This is a genomic window from Streptomyces sp. NPDC001292, assembly GCF_042896465.1.
Taxonomy (GTDB): domain Bacteria; phylum Actinomycetota; class Actinomycetes; order Streptomycetales; family Streptomycetaceae; genus Streptomyces.
This window is the reverse complement of record NZ_JBIAXG010000004.1, coordinates 115,617-137,437: the sequence shown is the minus strand read 5'-3', so window position 1 is coordinate 137,437 and position 21,821 is coordinate 115,617. Positions and strand designations below refer to the sequence as shown.

Genomic DNA, 21,821 nt, shown 5'->3' with positions numbered 1-21,821 from the left:
TTTGCCGTTACGAGCCTGGCCGGGCGTACGGCCGGGGGTCGGTGCGCGGTCGGACGTACGACGTCACCCCCGCCCCGGCGGTGCCGTGCCGCCGCGCCACGGTGTTGTGCTGCCCCGCAGCAGGACCTCACCCGGGATGCGCTCCACGCGCGAGCGCCGTCCCCGAGGCTCGCGCAGCGCCAGGTCCAGGACGGTCTCTCCCATCCGTGCGAGCGGCAGCGCGACCGTGGTCAGCGGCGGGGTGAGGTCCCGTACGATCGGTACGTCGTCGAAGCCGGCGAGCGAGAGGTCCTCCGGCACCCGGAGCCCGCTTTCGCGCAGTGCCGCCAGCGCCCCGACGGCCATCACGTCCGTGACGGCGAAGACGCAGCTCGCCCTCAGGCCCCGGGCGAGCAGTTCTGCGGTCGCGGCGTACCCGCCCTCACGGGTGAACGCGCCCTCGACCACCTGGTCGGCGGCCAGCCGGATCGAGTGCTCGGCCAGCGCGGCGCGGAAGCCGCGCAGCCGGTCGGCGACCGTCGTCAGCGACGGCGGGCCGGTCAGCACCGCGAACTCCCGGTGCCCCAGGCCGATCAGGGCCCTGGCCAGTTCCGCCGCCCCGGCCCGGTTCTCCGGCAGCACCGTGTCCACCCGCAGGCTGCGGTGGCGGCTGACGACGGCGACACGGCCGCCGCTCGACACGTACGGCCCCAGTTCCGCGGCCATCGACCGCTCCCAGTCCGCGTCCTCGAAGCCGGAGCCGATGAGCAGGATGGCGCGGGCGCGGTGGGCGCGCAGCGTCGAGACGTAGGCGACCTCACGGGCGGGTTCGCGGAAGGTGCTCGCCAGCATCACCATGAGGTCCCGCGCGGCGGCGGCGCGCGTCACGCCGCTGGCTATGGCGGAGAAGTACGGGTCGCCGACGTCGTGGCAGATGACGCCGACGACTGAGCTCTGGGCGCTCGCGAGTGCCTGCGCATGGGCGTTGGGGATGTAGGCGAGGTGCTCGGCGGCGAGCAGCACGCGCCTGCGCAGGTCCTCGCTGACCCGGCCGGTGCCGTTGAGTGCACGCGAGGCGGTGGCCACGGAGACCCCGGCGGTACGGGCGACGGCGTCCAGGGTCACGTGCGCCCGTGCCCGCCCGGGCCGTTCGGGTACAGGCGCGTTGTCTCGGCTTACGGGTCGGTTCACGGCACCCCCAGATCGCACCAGGGCCACAGGCGCGGCAAGGTCCGGAAACCTCTTGACGCCCTATTGACCATTCGTACGCGCTGTCCCTAACGTGGCAGAGCATAGCAGAAAGCGCTTTCTGGAAGCGTTTTCCGAAACGAATCCCTACGACTCCTTTCCCTCGCCACGACCCGACGTCAGAGGAGTTCACCCATGAGCCAGAGCGCCGTCCGCCGAACTCCCGCTTCCCCGGCGGGAGTCAAGGAGCGCGCGCAGCGCGGCGCGGCCGAACGGCTCGGCGAGGCGGCTGAGCGGTCGTGGCGGCCGTTCGCCCTGCTCCTCGCGTGCCTCGTCGCCTGGTGGGCCGTCTCGGCCGGCGGCCTGGTCGAGCCCTACCTCGTGCCCTCGCCGGGCGCGACCCTGGACCTGATGGCCACCAAGAGCGGCTACCTCTGGCACCACAGCTGGGTGACCACGTACGAGACGCTGCTGGGCTTCGTGATCGCGGTCGTCGTCGGCGTCCTCGCGGCCGTGGTGATGGTCTACTCGTCGACCGTCGAGAAGACGCTGTATCCCATCCTGCTGTTCGCCCAGGTGATCCCGAAGATCGCCATCGCGCCGCTGTTCGTGGTGTGGCTGGGCTTCGGCATCGCGCCGAAGATCCTCATCGCCGTGCTCATCGCCTTCTTCCCGGTGGTCATCTCCATGGTGACCGGCCTGAAGTCGGTGGACCCGGAGATGATCCAGCTCTCCCAGACCATGGGCGCGAGCGCGCTCCAGACCTTCGTCAAGATCCGCTTCCCGGCGTCGTTCCCACACCTGTTCTCCGGTCTGAAGGTGGCCGTCACGCTGGCGGTCACCGGTGCGGTCGTCGGCGAGTTCGTCGGTGCCAACGAAGGTCTCGGCTATGTGATCCTCCAGGCCAACGGCAATCTCGACACCCCGATGCTCTTCGCCGGGCTCCTGGTGATGTCACTGATCGGTGTCGTCCTCTTCGTGGTCGTGGAGATCACCGAGAAGCTCCTGCTCCCCTGGCACGCCAGCCGCCGGGGCGACGCCGTCAGCACCGCGTACTGAAGGCAACTTCCCGCTCCCCGTTCCGAGAAGGGCCGGACCATGCACCTGCGCAGACTGCCCACCGTCCTCGTCCCACTGCTGCTGCTCGCCACCGCCTGCGGCGGCGAGGGCTCGGACAAGACCACGAGCGCGTCGGGCAAGGAACTCGACAAGGTCACGCTCACGCTGAACTGGTATCCCTACGGCGAGCACGCGCCCTTCTACTACGGCAAGCAGCAGAAGATCTACGAGAAGCACGGCATCGACCTGCAGATCCGGGCCGGACAAGGTTCGCAGAAGACCGTGCAGGCCACTGCCGCCGGTCAGACCGACTTCGGCTGGGCGGACACCCCGGCCGTCCTCGCGGGCGTGGACCAGGGAGTCAAGGTCAAGAGCCTGGGCGTGTTCCTGCAGACCACCCCGGCGTCCGTGCAGTTCTTCGCCGACAAGGGCATCGACAAGCCCTCGGACATCAAGGGCAGGACGATCGCGGGAACCGCCGGTGACGCCCTCTCCAGGACCTTCCCGGTCTTCCTGGAGAAGAACGGGATCGCCGAGTCCGACGTGAAGATCCAGAACACCGACCCCGCCGGCAAGATCGCCGCGGTGATCTCCGGCCAGACCGACGCGCTGCTCGGATACGCCAGCGACCAGGGCCCCACCATGCAGAACAAGGCCGGCAAGAAGGTCTCCTACCTGCGCTTCTCCGAGCATGGGCTCAACTTCTACTCCAACGGCCTCATCGCCGGGCAGCGCACCCTCAGCCGCGACCCCGACCTGGCCAAGCGCATGGCCCAGGCCACCAGCGAGGCGTGGGCCGCGGCGGAGAAGAGCCCGGGTCCCGCCGTCGCCTCGATGGCGGGCGCCTCCGGCCAACTGCCGCCCGAGAAGGTCCTGTCCGAACAGTTCGCCACCACGCTGACCCTGCTGCACACCGACGCCACCCAGGGCAAGGCACCGGGCGTCAACACCGAGGCGGACTGGCAGAAGACCGTCGACCTCTTCGCCCAGGTCGGCATGGTCCGCAACGCCAAGCCGGTCTCGGAGTACTGGGACACCAGCGCGGCCCCGAAGGGATGACGATGGGAGAGAAGACCCTCCGTACACCGCGGGCGGACGCCGGCCGGCAGCCGTCCGCAGCCGAGTCGTCCACAGCCGTCGGACTCGATGCGGTGCAGGTGCGGTTCCGTACGAAGAAGAAGGACGTCACCGCCCTGCGGGACGTCTCGTTCGACGTCGCGCCCGGTGAGTTCGTCGCCATCGTCGGACCGTCCGGGTGCGGCAAGTCGACCCTGCTCAAGCTTGTCGCGGGGCTGCTGCGGCCGTCCTCGGGCACCGTCCGGCTGCACGGCGAGGACGTCACCGCGCCTCGCCCCGACATCGGGTACGTCTTCCAGCGCGCCGCTCTGCTCGAATGGCGCACAGTACGGCGGAACATCCTCCTCCAGGCCGAGATGCGGAAGATGTCCGCCGACCGGGCCCGTGCCCGGGCCGCCGAACTCATCGAGATGACCGGCCTGACCGGCTTCGAGGACGCGTACCCGCACGAACTGTCCGGCGGAATGCAGCAGCGCGTGGCGCTGTGCCGAGCGCTGCTGCACGAGCCGCCGGTGCTGCTCATGGACGAGCCCTTCGGTGCCCTCGACGCGCTCACCCGCGAGCAGATGAACGTCGAGCTGAACCGTATCTGGCGGGAGACCGGCACCACTGTCCTGCTGGTCACCCACTCGATCTCCGAAGCGGCGTACCTGGCGGACCGCGTGGCGGTGATGAGTGCACGGCCCGGCACGATCACCGAGATCATCGATGTCGGCCTGCCGCCGGAACGTGACTACACCGACACCATGAGCCGCCCGGAGTTCCGCCGCGCCACGGCCCGTATCCGAACTCTGCTGGGCGCGGCCTCGGCGGCCGACTGACGGGCGCCGCCCTGCCGCCCCGGCGCCGGCCTCGGGGTGCCTACGCGGCCTCGGCGGCCGAAGGCCCCACCCCTTCCCGGCCCACCCCTTCCCGGCGCACGCGTGGCAGGCGTGGACCGAGCTGCCCGGGCCGGAACCGGCTTCGGTTCCGGCCCCGGCCCCAGGGCCTGTTCGAAATGTTGATCAAGGTCGTGGAACGATCCTCAGGTGGCTCGTGGGGATCTGACAGACGACCAGTGGGAGCGGCTGGAACCGTGGCTGCCGCCGGCGTCGAAGACGGGCCGGCGGCCGCGGGACCGCCGGCAGGCTTTCAAACGCGATCTGGTGGCGGGTGCGAACGGGCTCGCCGTGGCGGGACGTGCCGGAGAGGGTACGGACCCTGGGAGACGGCGTACTCGCTCTTCCGTCGGCGCCGGTCCACCGCTGACTGTGCGCCCCTGCCACCGCATCATCGGCGCCGACGGCTCGCTCACCGGATACGCGGGCGGCTTGAGCGCAAGCAGCACCTGCTCGCGCTCGAGCACGCGATCCGACGGACCCAGCGGGCTCAAGCCGAGGGCAGCCCCCAGCCGGGTGCCGGTGCGTTCGGCGTGACCGGTCCGATCCGCAGTTCGGGACGGTCGCCCTGAACCGTGATCAGCGCCGACTCGCCCTTGCCGAGGGCTATGCGGATCGCCCCGTCGCCCGCGTCCTCGTACGCGAGCGGCTTGCCCCGCCCGTCCCGGACGTCGACCGGCCCCGCGATCCCATGGCGTACCACGCAGGGCGCGCCGGCCTCGCTGACCAGCCGAACCCAGCGGGTCGCCCCGGCCTCCCGGACCGCGCTCAGCAGGAACGCGCCCTGGGTGCGGAAGTCGTGCACGGTCAGTTCGCGCCAGGCGGCGGGCAGCGCCGGGAAGACGCGGATCACGCCGCCCCAGGACTGGCACACCATGTCGTGCAGGGACTGTGCGGCGGACAACGGCGTCTCGATGACCGGGCCCGACTCCTTGTACATGGTGTTGGCCTGGATGAAGCGGCTCATCAGCTGGCCCAGGTACCTGAGCGCGTCGTCGCCCTTGCCGAGGAGGGCCGACATCGACGCCGCGCCCGTGAACGTATAGCCCTGCAGGGCGCCTTCGAAGCCCACCCAGTGGGCCAGGGACTTCTCGATCAGGGCCTTCTCGTCCGGGGTGCGGCCGGTGAGTTCGTACAGCGGATAGACGGCGAGCAGGTGGGAGTAGTGACGGTGGGACTTCGCGAACGGGATATCGGCACCGATCATGAAGCCGTTGGAGTCCGTCGGGTAGGGCACGCGCTTGGCCAGGACCTCGCGCCAGCGCGGGGCCAGTTCGTCGTCGATGCCGAGCAGTTCGGCCGACTCCAGCAGCGTCCGGCAGCCCCAGGTCAGCAGCATCAGGTCGTAGTTGCAGTCGCGGGAGTTGCCGCCGTACTCGGGTGAGAACGTCGCCGGCAGATGCAGTTTGCCGTCCGCGCCCGGCTCCAGGAAGTGCAGGTAGTAGTTGATCGCCTTGCGCAGAAGGGGGAAGAGGACATCGCGCAGGATCGACTCGTCCATGGTGTGGCGGTAGCTGAGCCAGACATTGTGCAGGGCCCAGGTGAGGTTGCCGACCTCCGGCGTGGGCGGGCTCTGGCCGGGGATGCCGACGCCGTAGCCGGTGAGGGTGCTTGCCGCGCCGTTGACCAGGGACGGGTCCGTGGTGCGGGGGATGCCGAGCGAGTCGCCGCGGTACGGGGGCGCCACCTCCTTCGCGAGGTTGTCCCGGAACTCGCTCAACGCGCGTGTGACGGCGTCGAGTTCCAGGTGGTTGGAACCGTGGATCAGCCAGTACTCCAGCTGCGCGTTCAGATTCCACCAGGTGTTGGGCCAGGGCGTGGACTCCAGCCAGGGGCCGCAGGTCGCCATCACGGGCGCGTCACGGCGCGCGGCGGAGGCGGCCTTGTAGAGCTGGATCCAGTAGAACCGCTGGATGCGGGCGTCGGGCAGGGACAGGAAGCTCTTGCGGTAGAAGTCGTGCCACCAGGCGCGATGCGCGACGGCCAGCGCCTCGTACGGCAACACGGAGACGTCGCGCACCGCGCGCAGCGCGCGGTCGCGGGCCGTCGACGTGGGGAACGAGTGCGCCACATGCACGTACAGAGTGCGCCGCTCGTCGCGGGTGCGCTCGCGCCAGGCGGTGACGTGCTGCCCGCCCGCGAGCAACGGCTGCACGGCGGCCGACACATCGTCGTGCTCCTCGACCTCGGCGGGCGGATTGCCTCGGTACCCGTCGGGCAGCGGCATGAAGGCGGCGCGCGGGCTGATCGCGTTCGCCGGGTGGAACACCCAGCGGAAGTCGCGCTCGCCCTCGCTCGGGGTCACCTCCACGGCCAGCACCGAGCGGGAGGTGTGGACGAAGGCGCGGAGCGCGAGGGTGCCGCGGTCCGTGGTCAGCGTGCCGGTCAGCTCGGCGTCGCGCAGTCCCAGACGCCAGTCCAGGCCCGTGATCGTGCCGACCGGCTCCAGCGTGAAGTGCCCGATCGGCAGCCGCGCGAGGCCGAAGAGGGAGCCGAACTCGGGCCGGTGGTCCTGCACCTCGGAGTGCTGCACATTGAAGCGGACGGCCCTCGTCCCGGCACCGGGCTCCGCGTAGATCCCGGAGCCGAGCAGACCGTTGCCCAGATACGGACCCTCGTACCAGGTCTTCGGCATGCGGCGCCAGACGAGATCGGCGTCGTCGAGCACCGTGCGCCAGGCGTCGTCGGGGGCGTCGACACGGCCCGGACCCGTCGCGGGTGAGGCCCCGTGTTCCGGGGCGTCCGCCGCCCGAGCGGGTGTCGGCAGCCCTCCGGCCAGTAGCGCTCCGCTGAACGCGGAGCCGGTCGCGAGCACGGTTCTTCTGGACGGTCTCGGCATGACGCCTCCCGGGGCTCGGGCTGAGCAACAATTCATCGGATCTATCCCAGCCTTGCAAGGTAGAGGTGGTCCACGGGATCGTCAATACGTTGCGAGACATCCGATCTATCAGCCCCAGATCGCGGCACCGAGCCACGCCCCCGCATCAGCAGGCAGGCGAACAACTCGACCAGCGCCCTCGTGCCCAGCGCCCGCATGCGAGACCCCGTGGTCTGCCCAGCACCTGGGCCGGACGGGCCACGGGGTCACAGGCCGCGGATCAGAACCGCACGTCCCGCAGGTACTCGTAGCTGGTGCGGGCCGAGGCGAAGGGATCGGCCGGGCGGTCGTGTTCGACCAGCCACTGCTTGACGCCGCCTCGTCGCGCCGAGCCGAACATGTGGGGGAAGTCCAGGACCCCGGAGCCGACGTCGGCGAAGTCGCCGTTCGGCGCCATGTCCTTGACGTGCAGGGCCGGGAAGCGGTGCCGGTTCTCGGTGAAGTAGTCGGCCGGGTCCTTGGCACCGCCCTTCGCCGCCCAGTACAGGTCGAGTTCGAAGCCGACGAGGTGCGGATCGGTCTCCGCGAGCAGGATGTCGTACAGCATCTGCCCGTTGACCGTCCTGTGGTCCGGCTCGTGATTGTGGAACAGCACCTTCAGCCCGGCTTCGCGGGCCGTCAGCCCCGCCTGATTCAGCTTGCGCGCGGCCTCCCGGTAGCCCTCCGGAGAGAGCAGGGAGCTTGGCAGGCTCGGTACGACGATCCACTTCCCGCCGAGCGTGCGGACGTCCTCGAGGGCCTGGGGCAGACCGCTGCCCGTGACCGTGTCGTATCCAACGTGTTCGAGTACCGCCTTCAGACCCGTCGCGTCCAGCATCCGCCGAATGTCGGCGGCACTGTGCCCGTGGCGGCCGCTCACTCCGACGGTCGCGTAGCCGATGGCCGCCAGCTTCTCGAGGGTGCCCTCGAAGTCCCGTGCCAGCGGGTCGCGCATGGTGTACAGGTGCATGCCGATCGCGCTCGGCGGGATCGGCCGCGTCTGCCCGGCCTCGGCCGAGGTGCTCGCGGCAGGGCCGGTCGCCGCCCTCGCCGAGCCGGCCGTCGCCGCTGCCGCCGCGACGCCGAGCAGGCCGCCGAGGAACAACCGCCTGCCGGGTCCTGTTGCATGCCGGTGCGCGGCTTCCGATCCCGGGCTGCGCGTTGCGTGCCGTTGTGCGCCGTCCATGTGCTGTCGCCTCCGATGAGCGGTGGGTTGGTGGGGAGCGAAGAAGGGTGGTCGCCGTATGGCCTTTCGCGGTGGCCGGGCCCTCTCGAGCCCGGCCACCGGCCTGTGCGGCGGGGGCCGCACAGGCCGCACGCTGCGGACCGTCAGCTCACGCTGATCCGGACCGCTCCCGTTGTCGTGTGTCCCTTGTTGTCGGTGACGGTGAGGTGTGCGGTGTAGCTGCCCTTGCGGGCGTAGGTGTGCTGGACCGTCGCCGTGTTCGCCGTCTTGCTGCCGTCACCGAAGTCCCAGTGGTAGGACTGCACGGTCCGCCCGGCCTGAAGGCTTGCCGTGCCCTCGAGCGACACGGCCAGCGGCGCGCCGCCCTGCGACGGCGAGGCCGTGACCTCCACGCTGCCCGCGGGCCGCTGCTGGACGCCGGGACCGTTGAAGTGCAGCCAGTCCAGAGCCAGCAGATCCGCCTTGCCGGCCGACCACTCCGGGTTGCGGAAGACGACGTACAGGTTCACCGTCCCTTCCGGGTCGGCCAGATCGACCGTCGGCGAGACGAGGTTGCCCCAGCCACCGGTATTGGGGATGTGGGCCGTGCCGAGGAGGGTCCCCGTGGGCGAGCCCACCCGGAACTCCACGTCACCGCCGATGCCGCCGGACGCCGCGCCGACGGTCACCGAGTCGATGCCCTTCAGGTGAACCGGGTCGAGCCTGATCCAGTCGCCGTCCTCGATCTCGACGAGCCGCTTGCCGCCGGAGGCGTCGGACCGGTCCCCGATCTGCGCGCCGCCGTTGGAGCCGCCGGTGCGGGTGTAGTGCTCGGCCTCGCGGAACTTGGGGCGCAGCGTCAGCGCCGCGGAGCCGGTGAGGGCCGGCGCGCCCGGGGCGCCCTTGTCCTCGTACTGCGCGCTGATCCCCGCGTAGAGGTTCTGGCCCGGGCCGTGGCTGTCACCGGTGTCGGTCACGATCTCGCCCTCGCACCCGGTGTAGTTGTCCAGCGGGTGCAGGTGCGTGTCATGGCCGAGCTGGGACTGCACGACCACACGCTCGCAGTCGATCGTTCCGTCCTCCGGGTCCTTGACCTTGACCCTGAAGGGAATGGTGTCACCGAAGGCGAACATCCCGCCGTTCGGTGGCTGTTGGATCGTCACCTCGGGGCGGGTGTTGCCGACGGTGATGTCCTTCACCGCCGCGGCCTCCAGCCCGCCGGGACCGGTGACCGTGAGGCGGGCGGTGAACGCACCCTTGTCGCGGTAGGTGTGCGTGGGGTTGGCCTCGGTCGAGTCGACGGTCCCGTTCCCGTCGAAGTCCCAGGCGTACGTCACGGGCTTCCCGCCCGGCACGCCCGACCCCTCGCTGGAGAACTGCACCGTCAGCGGCGCGGGACCGTTGTCCGGGTCGGCCGCCACCTTCGCGGTCGGCAGCAGTCCGTCCTGGACGTAGTCGATGCGGTAGATGCCCGACCCCTCGTTGCTGCCGCCGCGTCCGGTTCCGCTGCCGAGGCCGAAGTCGATCACGTACAGAGCGCCGTCAGGACCGAACTCCGCCTCGAAGGGCTGGTTCCACTTCATGTCCGCGAAGACGGAGTTGATCGACAGCAGTTCGCCCTTCTTGGCGTCCGGGAAGCGGGAGTTCTCGAACGACTGGTCCTGCTGCTGGAACGAGAAGGTCTTGAACCACTGGCGCGTCAGCTCGTAGGTGAACCACTTCTTGTCGAAGTAGGCCGGGAACTTGGACTTGTACGGGTTGTCCTTGTCGTACGCGTAGACGGGCCCGCCCATCGGGCCGCCACCGCCCGCCCCGAGTTCGGGGAACTCCTTCGAGGCGGAGTACGCGTACCACACCACCGCGGGCTGGGCGGGCGGCAGTTCGCGCAGGCCGGTGTTGTTCGGCGAGTCGTTGACGGGCGCGCCGCAGTCGAACTTCGGGCCGGACGTCCTCGTCGCGAAGTCGTAGTCACTGAACGGGATGTTGTTGCCGATGCAGTACGGCCAGCCGAGGTTGCCTGCCTTGGTGACCCGGTTGAACTCGACCGTGCCTTCGGGGCCGCGGTCGGGCACCTCCTTCTTGGCGTCCGGACCGTAGTCGCCGATCATCAGCGCGTCGTCGTGCGGATCGATGGTGATCCGGAACGGGTTGCGCATCCCCATCACGTAGATCTCGGGGCGGGTCTTGTCCGTCCCGGGTGCGAAGAGGTTGCCTTCGGGCACGGTGTACGTGCCGTCGACCTCCGGGTGGATGCGCAGGACCTTGCCGCGCAGGTCGTTGGTGTTGCCCGCGGTGCGCTGGGCGTCGAAGGCACGGCGGCCCTCGCGCTCGTCGATCGGGGTGAAGGCATCGGACTCGAACGGGTCGGTGTTGTCGCCCGTCGCCGCGTAGAGGTTGCCCTTGGTGTCCATGGCGAGCGAGCCGGCCATGTGCACGTTGGCGCGGGCCTCGCCCCGCTGGGTCGGGATGGTCAGCAGCCGCTTCTCGGAGGCCGTGTCGACGGTGGAGCCGGAGACGGTGAAGCGGGAGAGGTTGAGGCGATTCTCGGTCTTGTCCGAGTACAGCAGGTACAGCCAGTGGTTGTCGGCGAAGTGCCGGTCCAGGGTGAGGCCGAGCAGCCCGTCCGACTGGCTGGTCATCTCGGGGGTGTACTGGAAGTCCAGCGCGGTGGTGACCTTCAGGCTCCCCTGGTCGACGACCTTCAACTTGCCGGTGCGCTCGATGAAGAAGACCCTCCGGTCGGGCGCGACCGCCAGCTCGAACGGGTCGGCCAGGCCGTCCGTGACCAGCGGGGTGCGCTGGAAACTACCGGTCTTGGTGGCGGAGCAGTCGCCGGCCCTGGCCCCGGCCGCCCACTCGATGCCGCCGAGAAGGTGTTTGACGAACAGCGGCTCGGAGAAAGCGGAGGAGTCGTGGCCACCCGCGGTGAACCAGGACCGGCCGCCCTCGTAGTTCTGGCACCAGGACCACGGGTGGTCGACGCCCTGGGTCAGGCCGGTGATGCCGTCACGCTGCTTGATCTGCGCGAGCGTGTGGACCTTTCCGGTGGGGTTGACGCGCCAGTTGTACCACTCCTCGGTGCGCTCCCACAGGTCCGGGAGGCCCTCGGTGGAGGGGTGCACCTGGTCGAGCACCTTGACCCGGCCGGTCTGGACGGCCGGGTGCTGGTCGAAGATGGCGCCGACCAGGCCCTCGTACCAGTCCCAGTCGCGCTCGCTGGCGGAGGCCGCGTGCAGGCCGATCCAGCCGCCGCCGCCGCGGATGTACTTCTGGAGGGCGGCGCGCTGGTCGGCGTTGAGCAGGTCGCCGGACTCGGGGGTGGAGTTGGTGTTGTTGAAGACGATCGCCTGGAAGCGGGAGAGGTTGGCGTCGGTGAAGGCGGCCGAGTCGTCGGTCGCCTCCACCTCGAAGTTGTTCTCCGCACCCATCTTCTTGATGGCCTCGACCCCGGCGGGGATCGAGTCATGACGGAAGTTGGTCACCTTGGAGAAGACCAGAACCCGGAACTGCGGGTCGGCGTGCGCCGGCGCCGACGCGGCCACGGCCCAGGTGAGGAGGGCGAGGAGTACGGCGAGGACGGGAAGGGGTGACCGAGTGCTGCGGACCAGTGGACTCATGGCGCTCCCGGTGCGAGTGGGAAAACTTCCTGCGGGACATGGAAAGCGCTTACTGAGTTGCGCCGCTCAGAGTAGGTTCCCTGCGCGGGACGGTCAACGGTGCCGGACGGTACGTGTGTTGCGTGCGAGCCGAGACGCCGGGACGGCGGTTGCCTGCGCGCAGGGAGCCGCTGCCATGCCGGCGGGGCCACTTGGGCCTTGATCCCTCAGCGGTCGTTTCAGATGGTGATGCGGCGGAGGCACGAGCGCACGAAGGGCCCGGTGACAGGTCACGGGACGGCCCAGGGCAGTGGAGAACTCGGCCGCGATCGCCGCCACATCACGGGAGCGCGACCCGGTCGGCTCATGGACCCGGCCGGACGGCGGAGCCGGGTCGAGCAGGAGGCGTGCGATGACCTCCGCCACATCGGCTGCGGCGACCGGGGAGGTCCGGGCGGAGCCGAACGGGAGGCGGATCGTGCCGTCCCGCAGGATCGAGGCGACGGCGACCCGGGCGAAGAGCGGATTCTCCATGCGCACCGTGGGCCGGGCATGGACGACCGGCACCCCCGACCAGTCGAGCACGTGCTCGGCCAGCCGGTGCAGCCGCTGCTGGTGGGAATCGGCATCGCTGGTGAGGTCCATCCGCGAGTCCGTCATCTGCGAGATGCTCACCAGCAGATCGAGGCCGTCCCCCGGGCGGCCGCAGCGACCGTCGTCGCGGCCTCCAGGCATGCGGGCGACGATGGCGCCCGCCTCATCCGGCACGCAGGCTGGGGACATGGACACCATCGCGCTCAGCTGAGAGCGGTCGGTCCCCGATGTTCAAGGAGCGGGAGTGCCGTTGATGGGCGGTGTGGGGCGGTTCAGGCGCCAGACCACGTCGATGCCGCAGCCGGAGGGTGCTGCGGGTGGTGTTGCCTGCTCACGCCGGACTTCGGTGAACCCCAACCGGCGCGGAATGACGCCACTGGAGGTGTTGGCCAGATCGTGCGTGCTTTCCAGGCACTCCACGTCCGGCAGGGCGAACATCTCGGTCACCATGGCTGCCGTCGCTTCTCCTGGCGATGCCCTGGCCGGCGGCGGCAGGGTGCAGCCAGTACCCCAGGTCGCCGTCGCCGTTGCCGACCAGTGGCGAGTACGCGGCAAACCTGCCTGTTCTGAGCACACATGGTCAGGGGAGTTCGCGGTATTCGGTGATGAAGTAGTCGGCCTCGTCGTCGATGGCGTTCTTCTGCCAGTCGATGTGGATCTCTGTGGGGTGGCCGTCTGCGGCGAATACCGCATTCGCTACGTCGGCGTGGTCCGCACGTGCCTCCTGAACCATGGTGAGGAGACCGCCCAGTGTCGGGACATGCTGTGGATTGTCCCCGACGGTGCGCCGGGCCGACTCGTCGAGGCCGGTCGCTTTGACGACCTTCCCGTTCACCACCGTGACCCGGTACTCCCCGAGGCCGCCCCGTTCTCCGGACTCGGAGAGAAGCCTGAAGGAGTAGCGGTCCGGCTCGGGCCATTGGGCCGGCTTTACCTGAGCAGCCCCTTCGGCGGTCCGTGCGGACCCTGCCTCGCAGCCGACCGCGGCGAGGGCGAGCCCAGCGGATGCGACGAGCAGCTGGGTGCGGGTTCTCCTCATGAAAGGGCCTTTCGGTAGCTCAGTCGGCCCTTCGACGGTGTCACCGTTGATTCGGTTCCCGGCCGGGCCCGGTCGGTCCAGGTCCGACTGCCACAGGTCGGGGCCGAATACCTCGTACTGGATGTCGTGCGGGGCGACGCCGTTGATCGACAGCCCGGAGTCGGCCGTGACCAGGTGCGACAGCATGCGCGGGAACAGTGGGACTGATCGGACTGCTCAACCCCGTCACCGGCGTGCTGCTCGGCACAGCGGGCGTCGGAGAAGTGCTGACGGCCCGGAAACCGTGCGGGCTGGTGCTCGTCCTGGTCGGAGTCGTCCTGGGCCGACCCACGCGCACGGGCCGACGCGGCAACATCGGGCGCCTGCACAACCGTTCGATCGGCACGACGCGGGCGGCCACCGGTCGAACCGGTGGCCGCCCTCAGTGCCGTTCTGCCGTCGGGGCTAGGCGCAGGTGTTCGCGAACGTCTCGCGCGTCACGACGTCCGTCGCGGCGGCGGTGGTGTCCAGCCAGACGACGCGCTGGCCGTCACCGAGGGACGGGGCCAACTGCGAGCCGGAGGAGCAGGAGACGCGGCTGAAGTTGTTCAGACCGGCCAGCACGTCGGAGGTCTTGGCGACCTTCACCTTGGTGGGACCGTCCCAGGAGCCGAGGGCGCCCCAGATGCTGTACGTCGAGTACGCCAGGTAGTTGTCGTTCACGGAGAACTGGGCGACGTAGAGGCTCGACGGGTAGCGCAGGTTGGCCATCTGGTTGACGTCGTTGACCGGCGTCGAGCCCAGCGTGGTGCTCGGGATCAGGAAGCCGCCCGTGATGCGGTAGAAGACGCGGTCGGAGGTGAGCTGGATGTCCGAGATGTAGTTGAACAGGAAGCCGCCGATCCGCTTGTTCTGCGTGGTGCCGGTGGCGCTGTCGTGGATGTAGAGGTACGTGCCGTCACCGCCGGCCCAGGCGATGGTGCCGTTCTTCATGGCGAGGTGGGACGCCTGGGTGCCGGGCTCGGGCGTCAGGTTGACCGTGGTGCCGTCGGCCTTGCGGAGCACGACGTCCTGCTCGCCCTCAGGGGTGGTGCGGATGTAGGCGACGGCGCCGTTCTCGGTGACCGGCTCGGTCTCGTCCACGCCCGGCTCGTCGACCAGCTTCTTGATCTCGCCCTGGCCCTTGTCGCCGGCCTGGTAGATGCCCACGCCGTCGGCGGCGATCCGGGTGAAGACGACGCGGTCGCTGTCGACGGACGGGTCGAGCAGGTAGGCGTCCTTCTGGGCCAGCTCGTGCTGCGGGTACTTGGAGAAGCGGCCCACGGTGATGCCGAACGCGGCGCCGCCCTGGTCCCAGGCGATGGCGTCGCCGTGGCTGATGGCGTAGACGTCGCCGTTGATCTGGGCGGCCTGCTCGTCGACGCCGCCGTAGACCTCGTAGGCGGGCAGGACGTCGGCGCCGATGGTGGTGCCGTCGTGCGTGCCGCCCTTGCGCTCCCAGCCCTGCTCGATGCCGTGGGCGTCGAAGGCCTTCTCGATCGCGGCGAGGTCGGCCGTGGAGACCTTCATGGACTTCGCGGCGAGGGTGACCGCGTTGCGCATGTCCGTGAAGCCGGACAGTGGGGTGAGGTAGTTCTGCGCGGCCCGGTAGACGATCTGGTCCGCGAGCTTGGCGTCGATGTTCTTGCGCATGTCCCACAGCGCGCCGCCGACGATGGTGGAGTTGTAGTGGACTCCGCCGTTGTCGATGTCGAGCGTGATGGGCAGGTAGTCCTTCTGCGCGTTGCGGCCGTCGTTCAGGTCGCGCAGGGCGCAGTCCTCGAGCGGCTTGGTGCCGTTGCAGAGGTACTCGCCGACGAGGCCGGACGTGGGGTCGCTCATGGCGATGCCCTTGTCGGCGGTCTCCATGGCGTTGCCGAAGTAGTCGGAGATGGCCTCGTTGAGGGCGCCCGACTGGTTGAGGTAGACGAGTCCGGCGGCGTGCTCGGTGACGCCGTGCGTCATCTCGTGGCCGACGACGTCCAGGCCCACGGACAGCGGTACGCCGTTCATGTGGCCGTAGACCATCTTCGAGCCGTCCCAGAAGGCGTTGGCGTAGTCCTTGCCGTTGCTGGCGACGTTGACGACGGAGTAGACGGAGCTGCCCTTGCCGTCGATGCCGTCACGGCCGAGCTGGCCCTTGTAGTACTCGTAGACCTTCGCTGCGTTGATGTGGGCGTCGACCGCGCCGGAGGTGGTGTTCGCACCGTCGAAGTGGTCGGTCATGGAGGCCGCCAGCGGGACGTCGTCGGTGACCGGGCCGCCCGCGACGAGCAGGTAGCTCTTGCGCTGCGCGTCGTAGGTGCGTATCTGGCCGCCGGTGCGCGCGTACATGTCGCGGGTGGAGTCGGCCAGGGTGTACGAGCCGTCCGCCTCCTGGCTGGCGTTCAGCTGCACCTCGCTGCCGTCCACGCGCACGCCCGTCGCCGCCACGGGCGCGGCGTCGGCCGCGTCGATGTTGTTGTACGACAGGGCGATACCGCCGACGTTCGCGTCGACGTACACCTCCTGGCGCACCGGGCTGCCGTCAGCCCTGGCGCCGGTCACCGTGAAGTGCCAGGTCAGCGTGCCGCCATGGGAGTTGGGCAGGACGACGAGGCCGTGCTCGGCGGTCTTGACGCCCTCGACGGCGCCCAGGCGCGCGTCCAGCGAGAACATCCGCTGCCTGGCGGCGGCCTCGGCGACCTTCGGGGTGGTGGAGACGGAGAGGTCGGTGTACAGCGTGCCGGTGGCGGAAAGGACCTTCTGGCCGCCGTCGGCCGGCTCGGTCTGCACCGCGTACTCGGCGCCGAAGACCGGCACCCCGTGGTGCTTCTGCCGGAAGCGGACCGTGGACTGCTTGCCGACCTTGGTGGTCTTCAAGGTCTGCAAGTCGGAAACCGGGACCCTGTACTTGTCCTGATGGGCCTCGAGGTGCGCGCGGGCCGCCTCGACGGGAGTCCCCTTGCGGGTGGCCTCGTCCAGGCCCTCGGTCATGGCCGGCGCGACCGGCGCCTGGTCGGCGGTGACCTTCGCGGGCCGCGGTACCTCGTCCTCGGCCCAGGCCGGTGAGACCAGCAGCGACGCTCCGGTGGCCGCGACGACCACTGCGGTGGCCAGCGCCCGGCGGAGACCTCTTGTCCTCATGGGGAACACGGGAACCTCTCCATTTTGCACGGATACGTGAAATCGCACCTGTACGCGGGATGCACGGTCCCACGCGTTCGGTGAGCTCGATGGTTCGGTACGGCCCGTTCCCCGTACAAGGGATCAGCCCCGACGCAAATGTGCCGTGGCGCAAATGCGCCTCAACCGTGGTGGGATTCCGGTGGATTCGCGGGTGTCTCGTCGTCCAGCCAGCCGGACCGGGCGGCGTGCCAGCCCAGTTGGAAGCGGGTGGCGGCGCCGACCTCCACCATGAGGGCGCGCAGGCGGCGTTGGACGGTGCGGTGGCCCATGCCGAGCTGGCGGGCGATGGCCGCGTCGGTGAGGCCCACGTGCAGCAGGGCGACGATCTGCCGGTCGACGCCGTCGAGTCGGGCCTCGACGAGACCGTCCGGGCCGGGTCCTGTGCCGGAGGCGTGCAGCCGCCAGCCCTTCTCGAAGTACTCGTCGAAGAGCGAACCGAGCGCGGTGAGCAGCCCGGTGCGGTGCACGACGAGCGCCACGGGTTCGCCCTCGCGCTCCGGGTCGAGGGGCAGCAGGGCGATGCGCCGGTCGACGATGACCAGCTTGACGGGCACCTTGTCGGCGACGACGATGTGCTGGCCCTCGGCCACGTAGGAGGCCAACGCCGAAACCGTTTCGGGTCGTTCGAGCCAATCGCGCTCGATGACGCCGCGCATGACGACCCCGCGCCGGGCCATCTCGCGCTCGACCTCGTCGTGGTTCTCCTCGAAGGTGAGCACCGCGGGCACCCGCCGCAGCGGCAGCATGGTGCACACCTCGCCGACGGCCTGACTTTGCATCAGCAGCAGCCTGCGCCGGATCGCCGCGGCACCCGACAGCACCTCGATCGGCGCGCCCGCGGCGTGGGCCTGGGCGGAGCGGTGCCGCTCGGCGAGGTCGGCGACCAGGGATTCGACGCGGTGCAGGGCGGTGCGGCGGGATTCGAGGAGCGGGCCGAGGGCGAGCATCGGCGATGCGGCACGGTAGCGCGGGGCGCTCCCGTCGGTGCGGGCGGCGTTGGCGAGGCCGCGTTCGACCAGGACGTCGAGGGCGCGCCCCACCTCGGCGGCCGGCCCCGTCGACAGGCCCGCCAGCGCGGCGGGATCGCTGTCGGGCCGGTCGACGAGGAGCCGGTAGACGGCGCTCTCCTGGGGGCTCAGACCGAGCAGGGTGAGCAGGGACGCGTCCGTGGGGGCCGGTACGGAAAAGGCACCGTCCGGCGGATGTATGTGGTCGGTTCTCAACACCCAGCCCTCGTCGGGGCGTTCCCGGAACTCGTCGAGCGAGGGCGCTGCGCCGCGGCCGGCGTCCCGCCGGCGACAACAGCGAACATCCTGCGTGGATAGGAGACGAAGCATGGGTACCCAGATTTTCACCTCGTCGCTCAAGACGCTGGAGGTGCTCGCCGCCCTGGCCGACGAACCGCGCGGCGTGGGGGTGTCCGAGCTGGCCCGCCGCACCGGGGGCAGCCGGGGCTATGTGCACCGGCAGTTGGTGACCCTGTGCGCCGGCGGCTGGGCCGAGCAGACCGAGAACGGGACCTACCGGCTCAGTCTCCGCGTCTCCCGGCTCTCCGAGGCGGCGTTCGCGCAGGCCGGGCTCGGCCACCGCGCCACCGCCGTGATGGAGGAACTGGCCGGCCTGGTCGACGAGACGGTGTCGCTCGCCGTCCTCGACGGGCGGTGGGCACACCCGCCTCGCGCAGCGCGGCCAGATCGTGCGGCAGCGCCCAGGCAGTGAGCACCCGTCCGGAGGCGGTGTCGGAGCGCAAGGGCCTGCCCCCGATGCGCGCCCTGGCCGGGGTGAGCCTGGAGGTCGCCCCCGGCGAGATCGTCGGCATCGTCGGCGAGTCCGGCTGTGGCAAGTCCACCCTGGCACGCACCGTCACCGGGCTGGTCCCGACGCGCTCCGGTTCGGTCTCCTTCGACGGCACGGCGGTCGGCGCGGTGGGGCGCCGCCGCGACCCCGGCCTGCTGCCGCTCCAGATGGTGTTCCAGGACCCGAACGCCTCGCTCAACCCGCGCCGCACCGTCGGCGTGCAGATCGAGGACGTCGTGGTCGCCCGCGACCGGGCGCACGGCGTGAAGCGCGCGCGCCGCGACCCGCGGGCCGTCCGCGAGGCCGCCGAGGCACTGCGGCGGGTCGGCCTGCCGGACGGGGCGGCGGAGAAGTACCCGCACGAGTTCTCCGGTGGTCAGCGGCAGCGTGCGGCGATCGCCCGTGCGCTCGCCTCCCGCCCGAAGATGATCGTCGCGGACGAGCCGGTGTCGGCTCTGGACGCCTCCGCCCAGGCCGCCGTGGCAAACCTGCTGCGCGACCTGCCGCCCGGATCCGGCTGCTTCTTACGCGACCGCGTCCATCGCCCGGGGTGTCCACGATCGACTCGTAGGCACCGGCGCCACCGTCAGTCCGGCATCGTGCAGGATCCCCTGGTGGTTGGTATCCCATTCTGCTTTTTTGGTATACAGAAAAGCATGCACTCTGCACCGATCTCGACCTCCGTCCCTCAACCACGGCTTCCCGACTCCCGTCGCTGGTGGGCGCTGTGCGTCCTCGGGCTGGCGCAGTTGATGATCCTGCTGGACAGCACCATCGTGAACGTGGCGTTGCCCTCCATGCAGACGCAGTTGGGGATGGCGGACGGGGATCGGCCGTGGGTGGTCACCTCGTACACCGTCGCGTTCGGTGGGCTGCTCCTGCTCGCCGGGCGTATCGCCGACCACACGGGGCGCAAGCGGGTGTTCATGTCGGGGCTGCTGGGCTTCGCGGTGGCCTCGGCCGCCGGAGGCGTGGCGCCCACCGCTCAGGTCCTCTTCGCCGCTCGGGCCGTGCAGGGCGCCTTCGCGGCTCTCCTCGCCGCCTCGGCGCTCGCCCTGGTCGCCACCACCTTCACCGACCCGCGTGAGCGTCGAAAGGCCATTGCCGTCTTCGGTGCTCTCGGCGGCGCCGGCGGCTCTCTCGGAGTGGTGCTGGGCGGGCTGCTGACCCAGTGGGCAGGCTGGCGCTGGTGCCTGCTGGTCAACGTGCCCATCGCCCTACTGGCGCTGCTCGGCAGCATATGGACACCCCGCGAGCGGGCGCGGCGCCCGTCCGGGCGCGTCGATGTCGCCGGGGCCGTGCTGGGCTGTGGCGGTCTGACGACCGTGGTGTACGGCTGCAGCCGGGCCGAGGCCCAGGGCTGGACCTCGCCGTCCGTGCTCGGGGCGCTGGCCGGAGGGATGGCGCTGCTCGTGGCGTTCGCCTGGTGGCAGACCCGTGCCGCCACCCCGCTGCTGCCGCCGCGGCTGCTGCGCGACCGTCGCCGTATCGCCGCTCTGCTGGCCGGGGGCGCCCTGATGATGGCGCAGCTGTCCGTCTCGCTGTTCCTCACCTACTACCTGCAGACCGTACTGGGCTGGTCCGCGGTGGCGAGCGGACTGGGCTTCCTGCCCATCAGTGTCCTCACCACCGCGACCGCCACTCAGCTCGGCACGCGCCTGCTGCCCAGGCTCGGTCCCCGCGTCATGATGACGGCGGGCCTCTCCCTCGCCGCCTGCGGGCTGTTCCAGTTCACGCTGCTGACCCCAGACTCCAGCTACGCCGCGAACGTCCTCCCCGCGCTGGTCACGTTCAGCGTCGGCAACGGCGGCAGCTTCCTCGCCATCATGACCAGCGCCACCGCCGACGTGCCGGCCCAGGACTCGGGGATCGCCTCGGCCTCGGTGAACTCCGCGCAGCAGATGGGAGGTTCCATCGGCTCGGCAGCCTTCAACACCGTGGCCGCCAGTGCGACCGCGGCGTTTCACGGAGGCACGCGGGCCGCCGCCGTGCACGGCTTCACCACGGCGATCTGGGTTCCCCTGGCCGCGCTGCTGCTGGCGGCCGCCGCGACGGCCGCACTGGCGGGCGCGAGGTCGCCCCGCCGCACGAGGCCGGGCGCGCGGACCGAGGTTCCCGCTGCGTGAGGGCGCGCGCGGCCGCGGGTCCCCACTGCGTGACGGTGGTCGAGAAGTTCGCGACGCGGCTCACCCTGCCGCGTCGCGGTTCCACCACCGCGCGCCCGCCCAGCAGGCACCCACGAGAGCGGTGGCGGCGGCGAGAACCGCGTACGCGGCCATGTAGGAACTCGCGGTGACGACCGCTCCTGCGGCGAAGGCACCGAGCCCGGTGCCGGCGTCGAAGCCGACGTTCCAGGCGACGCTGACGGAGGAGCGGGCCCGCTCGCCGGCGGCGGCGAAGGCCTGCACCAGGGTCAGGTTCTGCAGGCCGCCGTAGGCGACGCCCACGACGAGCATGCCGGCCACGACCATGACCGGCCCGGCCGCACCGGACCCACGCGCCGTACCCGCGCCGATCACGGCGAGCCCGGCAGCGCCTGCGAGCAGCAGCGGGGCGATCGCCGGGGCGGCGCCCCTGCGGTCCGCGACGTGTCCGAACCCCCATCGGCACAGCGCCGCCGTCGCGGTGAACGCCAGGAGCGCGAGGTAGACGGCGACCGGGTCGGACAGCAGGCGGGGGGTGAAGGTGAGGATGGCGCCGCCGGCCGCGGTGATGGCGAGCAGCGCGGCGATCGGACCGACCAGGACGCGGCGGAGTCGGCTCGTGTCCTGTGCTTCAGCGGGCGCGGTGGATATGTCGCCCCTGTCGTGCAGGGCATGTGCCACTCGCGGTGCCAGCGGGATCGCGAGCAAGGGCACGGCCGCGCAGGTGAACACCAGCCAGAATCCGACGCGTTCGGCCAGCCAGGGCGCGATCGGGATGAGCAGGCACTGAGGGGCCGCGATGGCGAGCCCGTAGGCGCCGACCGCCCGGCCGCGGCGGGCGGGTTCGACGAGCGCGGCCACTCCGGTGGCACCGCACACGGTGAGGATCCCGAACCCGAGGCCCCGCACCGCCGCGAGGGCCATGACGGCTCCCGCCTGGCTGGTGGCCAGATGCCCCAGGGCGGGGAGTCCGAGCAGGCACGAGCCGAGGGCCAGTGACCTCTGCCAGCCAAGACGTCCGAGGATCCTGCCGACCAGCAGCTGGGCGATCACCGTGAAGAGCATCAGCACGGTGTTGACCAGGCCCGCGCCCAGTTCGTCCGCCCCGCCCTCGAGTGCCCACAGGGGCGCGACCGGCATCAGCAACGACAGGCCGCCGAAGCCCAGCGCTGTCGAGGCCAGCAGCGGTCGCATCCCCGGCACGCGCCACACCGGTACGGCTTCCCGGCAGGCGAGCCCGTCACCTTGTTGCTTCAACATTG

15 protein-coding genes and 1 pseudogene are annotated in these 21,821 nt (G+C 70.6%); 6 read left to right on the top strand and 10 right to left on the bottom strand.

All coding sequences use genetic code 11. The annotated features are described in order from the left end of the window. Positions 1 to 63 precede the first annotated feature (63 nt). On the bottom strand, positions 64 to 1,104 hold the full coding sequence (locus tag ACFY4A_RS07140) for a LacI family DNA-binding transcriptional regulator (RefSeq protein ID WP_390828388.1): 1,041 nt from the start codon (positions 1,102 to 1,104) through the stop codon (positions 64 to 66). 258 nt (positions 1,105 to 1,362) lie between these two features. Between ACFY4A_RS07140 and ACFY4A_RS07135 the strand changes: the two genes are divergently transcribed. The 4 genes and pseudogenes from ACFY4A_RS07135 to ACFY4A_RS07120 all read left to right on the top strand — a co-directional run. After that, positions 1,363 to 2,226, top strand: a complete 864-nt coding sequence (locus ACFY4A_RS07135) for an ABC transporter permease (protein WP_390828387.1) — start codon at positions 1,363 to 1,365, stop codon at positions 2,224 to 2,226. Between the two features lie 39 nt (positions 2,227 to 2,265). Next, complete coding sequence (locus ACFY4A_RS07130; protein ID WP_390828386.1) at positions 2,266 to 3,285, top strand: ABC transporter substrate-binding protein; 1,020 nt, start codon at positions 2,266 to 2,268, stop codon at positions 3,283 to 3,285. Continuing rightward, the gene (locus ACFY4A_RS07125) at positions 3,282 to 4,124 is read left to right on the top strand and encodes an ABC transporter ATP-binding protein (protein ID WP_390828385.1); all 843 of its coding nucleotides are present in this window, start codon (positions 3,282 to 3,284) and stop codon (positions 4,122 to 4,124) included. The genes ACFY4A_RS07130 and ACFY4A_RS07125 overlap by 4 nt, the downstream gene beginning before the upstream one ends. 408 nt (positions 4,125 to 4,532) lie before the next feature. Beyond that, positions 4,533 to 4,753: pseudogene (locus ACFY4A_RS07120) on the top strand (MGMT family protein); the annotation flags it as partial. On the opposite strand, the gene ACFY4A_RS07115 reads toward ACFY4A_RS07120, so the two are convergent. From ACFY4A_RS07115 to ACFY4A_RS07080, 8 genes are all read right to left on the bottom strand, one after another. Further along, the gene (locus ACFY4A_RS07115) at positions 4,672 to 7,020 is read right to left on the bottom strand and encodes a glycoside hydrolase family 95-like protein (protein ID WP_390828384.1); all 2,349 of its coding nucleotides are present in this window, start codon (positions 7,018 to 7,020) and stop codon (positions 4,672 to 4,674) included. The pseudogene ACFY4A_RS07120 and the gene ACFY4A_RS07115 sit on opposite strands and share 82 nt — an antisense overlap. Positions 7,021 to 7,279: 259 nt before the next feature. After that, positions 7,280 to 8,008 (bottom strand): sugar phosphate isomerase/epimerase family protein, encoded by a 729-nt coding sequence (locus ACFY4A_RS07110; protein WP_390828520.1) that lies wholly within the window; start codon positions 8,006 to 8,008, stop codon positions 7,280 to 7,282. 359 nt (positions 8,009 to 8,367) lie between these two features. Next, positions 8,368 to 11,820, bottom strand: a complete 3,453-nt coding sequence (locus ACFY4A_RS07105) for a ThuA domain-containing protein (protein ID WP_390828383.1) — start codon at positions 11,818 to 11,820, stop codon at positions 8,368 to 8,370. 93 nt (positions 11,821 to 11,913) lie between these two features. Further along, positions 11,914 to 12,534 (bottom strand): hypothetical protein, encoded by a 621-nt coding sequence (locus tag ACFY4A_RS07100; protein WP_390828382.1) that lies wholly within the window; start codon positions 12,532 to 12,534, stop codon positions 11,914 to 11,916. 90 nt (positions 12,535 to 12,624) lie between these two features. Then, positions 12,625 to 12,843: a hypothetical protein gene (locus ACFY4A_RS07095; protein WP_390828381.1), complete on the bottom strand. Its 219-nt coding sequence runs from the start codon at positions 12,841 to 12,843 to the stop codon at positions 12,625 to 12,627. A 130-nt stretch (positions 12,844 to 12,973) separates the two neighbouring features. Beyond that, positions 12,974 to 13,618 (bottom strand): DUF6174 domain-containing protein, encoded by a 645-nt coding sequence (locus tag ACFY4A_RS07090; RefSeq protein ID WP_390828380.1) that lies wholly within the window; start codon positions 13,616 to 13,618, stop codon positions 12,974 to 12,976. 258 nt (positions 13,619 to 13,876) lie between these two features. Continuing rightward, on the bottom strand, positions 13,877 to 16,576 hold the full coding sequence (locus tag ACFY4A_RS07085) for a M4 family metallopeptidase (protein ID WP_390828379.1): 2,700 nt from the start codon (positions 16,574 to 16,576) through the stop codon (positions 13,877 to 13,879). Positions 16,577 to 16,737: 161 nt separating this feature from the next. Continuing rightward, positions 16,738 to 17,955, bottom strand: a complete 1,218-nt coding sequence (locus ACFY4A_RS07080; protein ID WP_390828378.1) for a helix-turn-helix transcriptional regulator — start codon at positions 17,953 to 17,955, stop codon at positions 16,738 to 16,740. On the opposite strand from ACFY4A_RS07080, the gene ACFY4A_RS07075 reads away from it, so the two are divergent. Further along, a complete protein-coding gene (locus tag ACFY4A_RS07075) occupies positions 17,954 to 18,337 on the top strand; it encodes a helix-turn-helix domain-containing protein (RefSeq protein WP_390828377.1) in 384 nt (127 codons plus the stop codon). The genes ACFY4A_RS07080 and ACFY4A_RS07075 overlap by 2 nt on opposite strands. Beyond that, positions 18,334 to 20,541 (top strand): MFS transporter, encoded by a 2,208-nt coding sequence (locus tag ACFY4A_RS07070; RefSeq protein ID WP_390828376.1) that lies wholly within the window; start codon positions 18,334 to 18,336, stop codon positions 20,539 to 20,541. Before ACFY4A_RS07075 ends, ACFY4A_RS07070 begins: the two co-directional genes overlap by 4 nt. Positions 20,542 to 20,601: 60 nt before the next feature. Here ACFY4A_RS07070 and ACFY4A_RS07065 read toward each other — a convergent pair whose 3' ends face one another. Then, positions 20,602 to 21,819 (bottom strand): MFS transporter, encoded by a 1,218-nt coding sequence (locus ACFY4A_RS07065; protein WP_390828375.1) that lies wholly within the window; start codon positions 21,817 to 21,819, stop codon positions 20,602 to 20,604. Positions 21,820 to 21,821 lie beyond the last annotated feature (2 nt).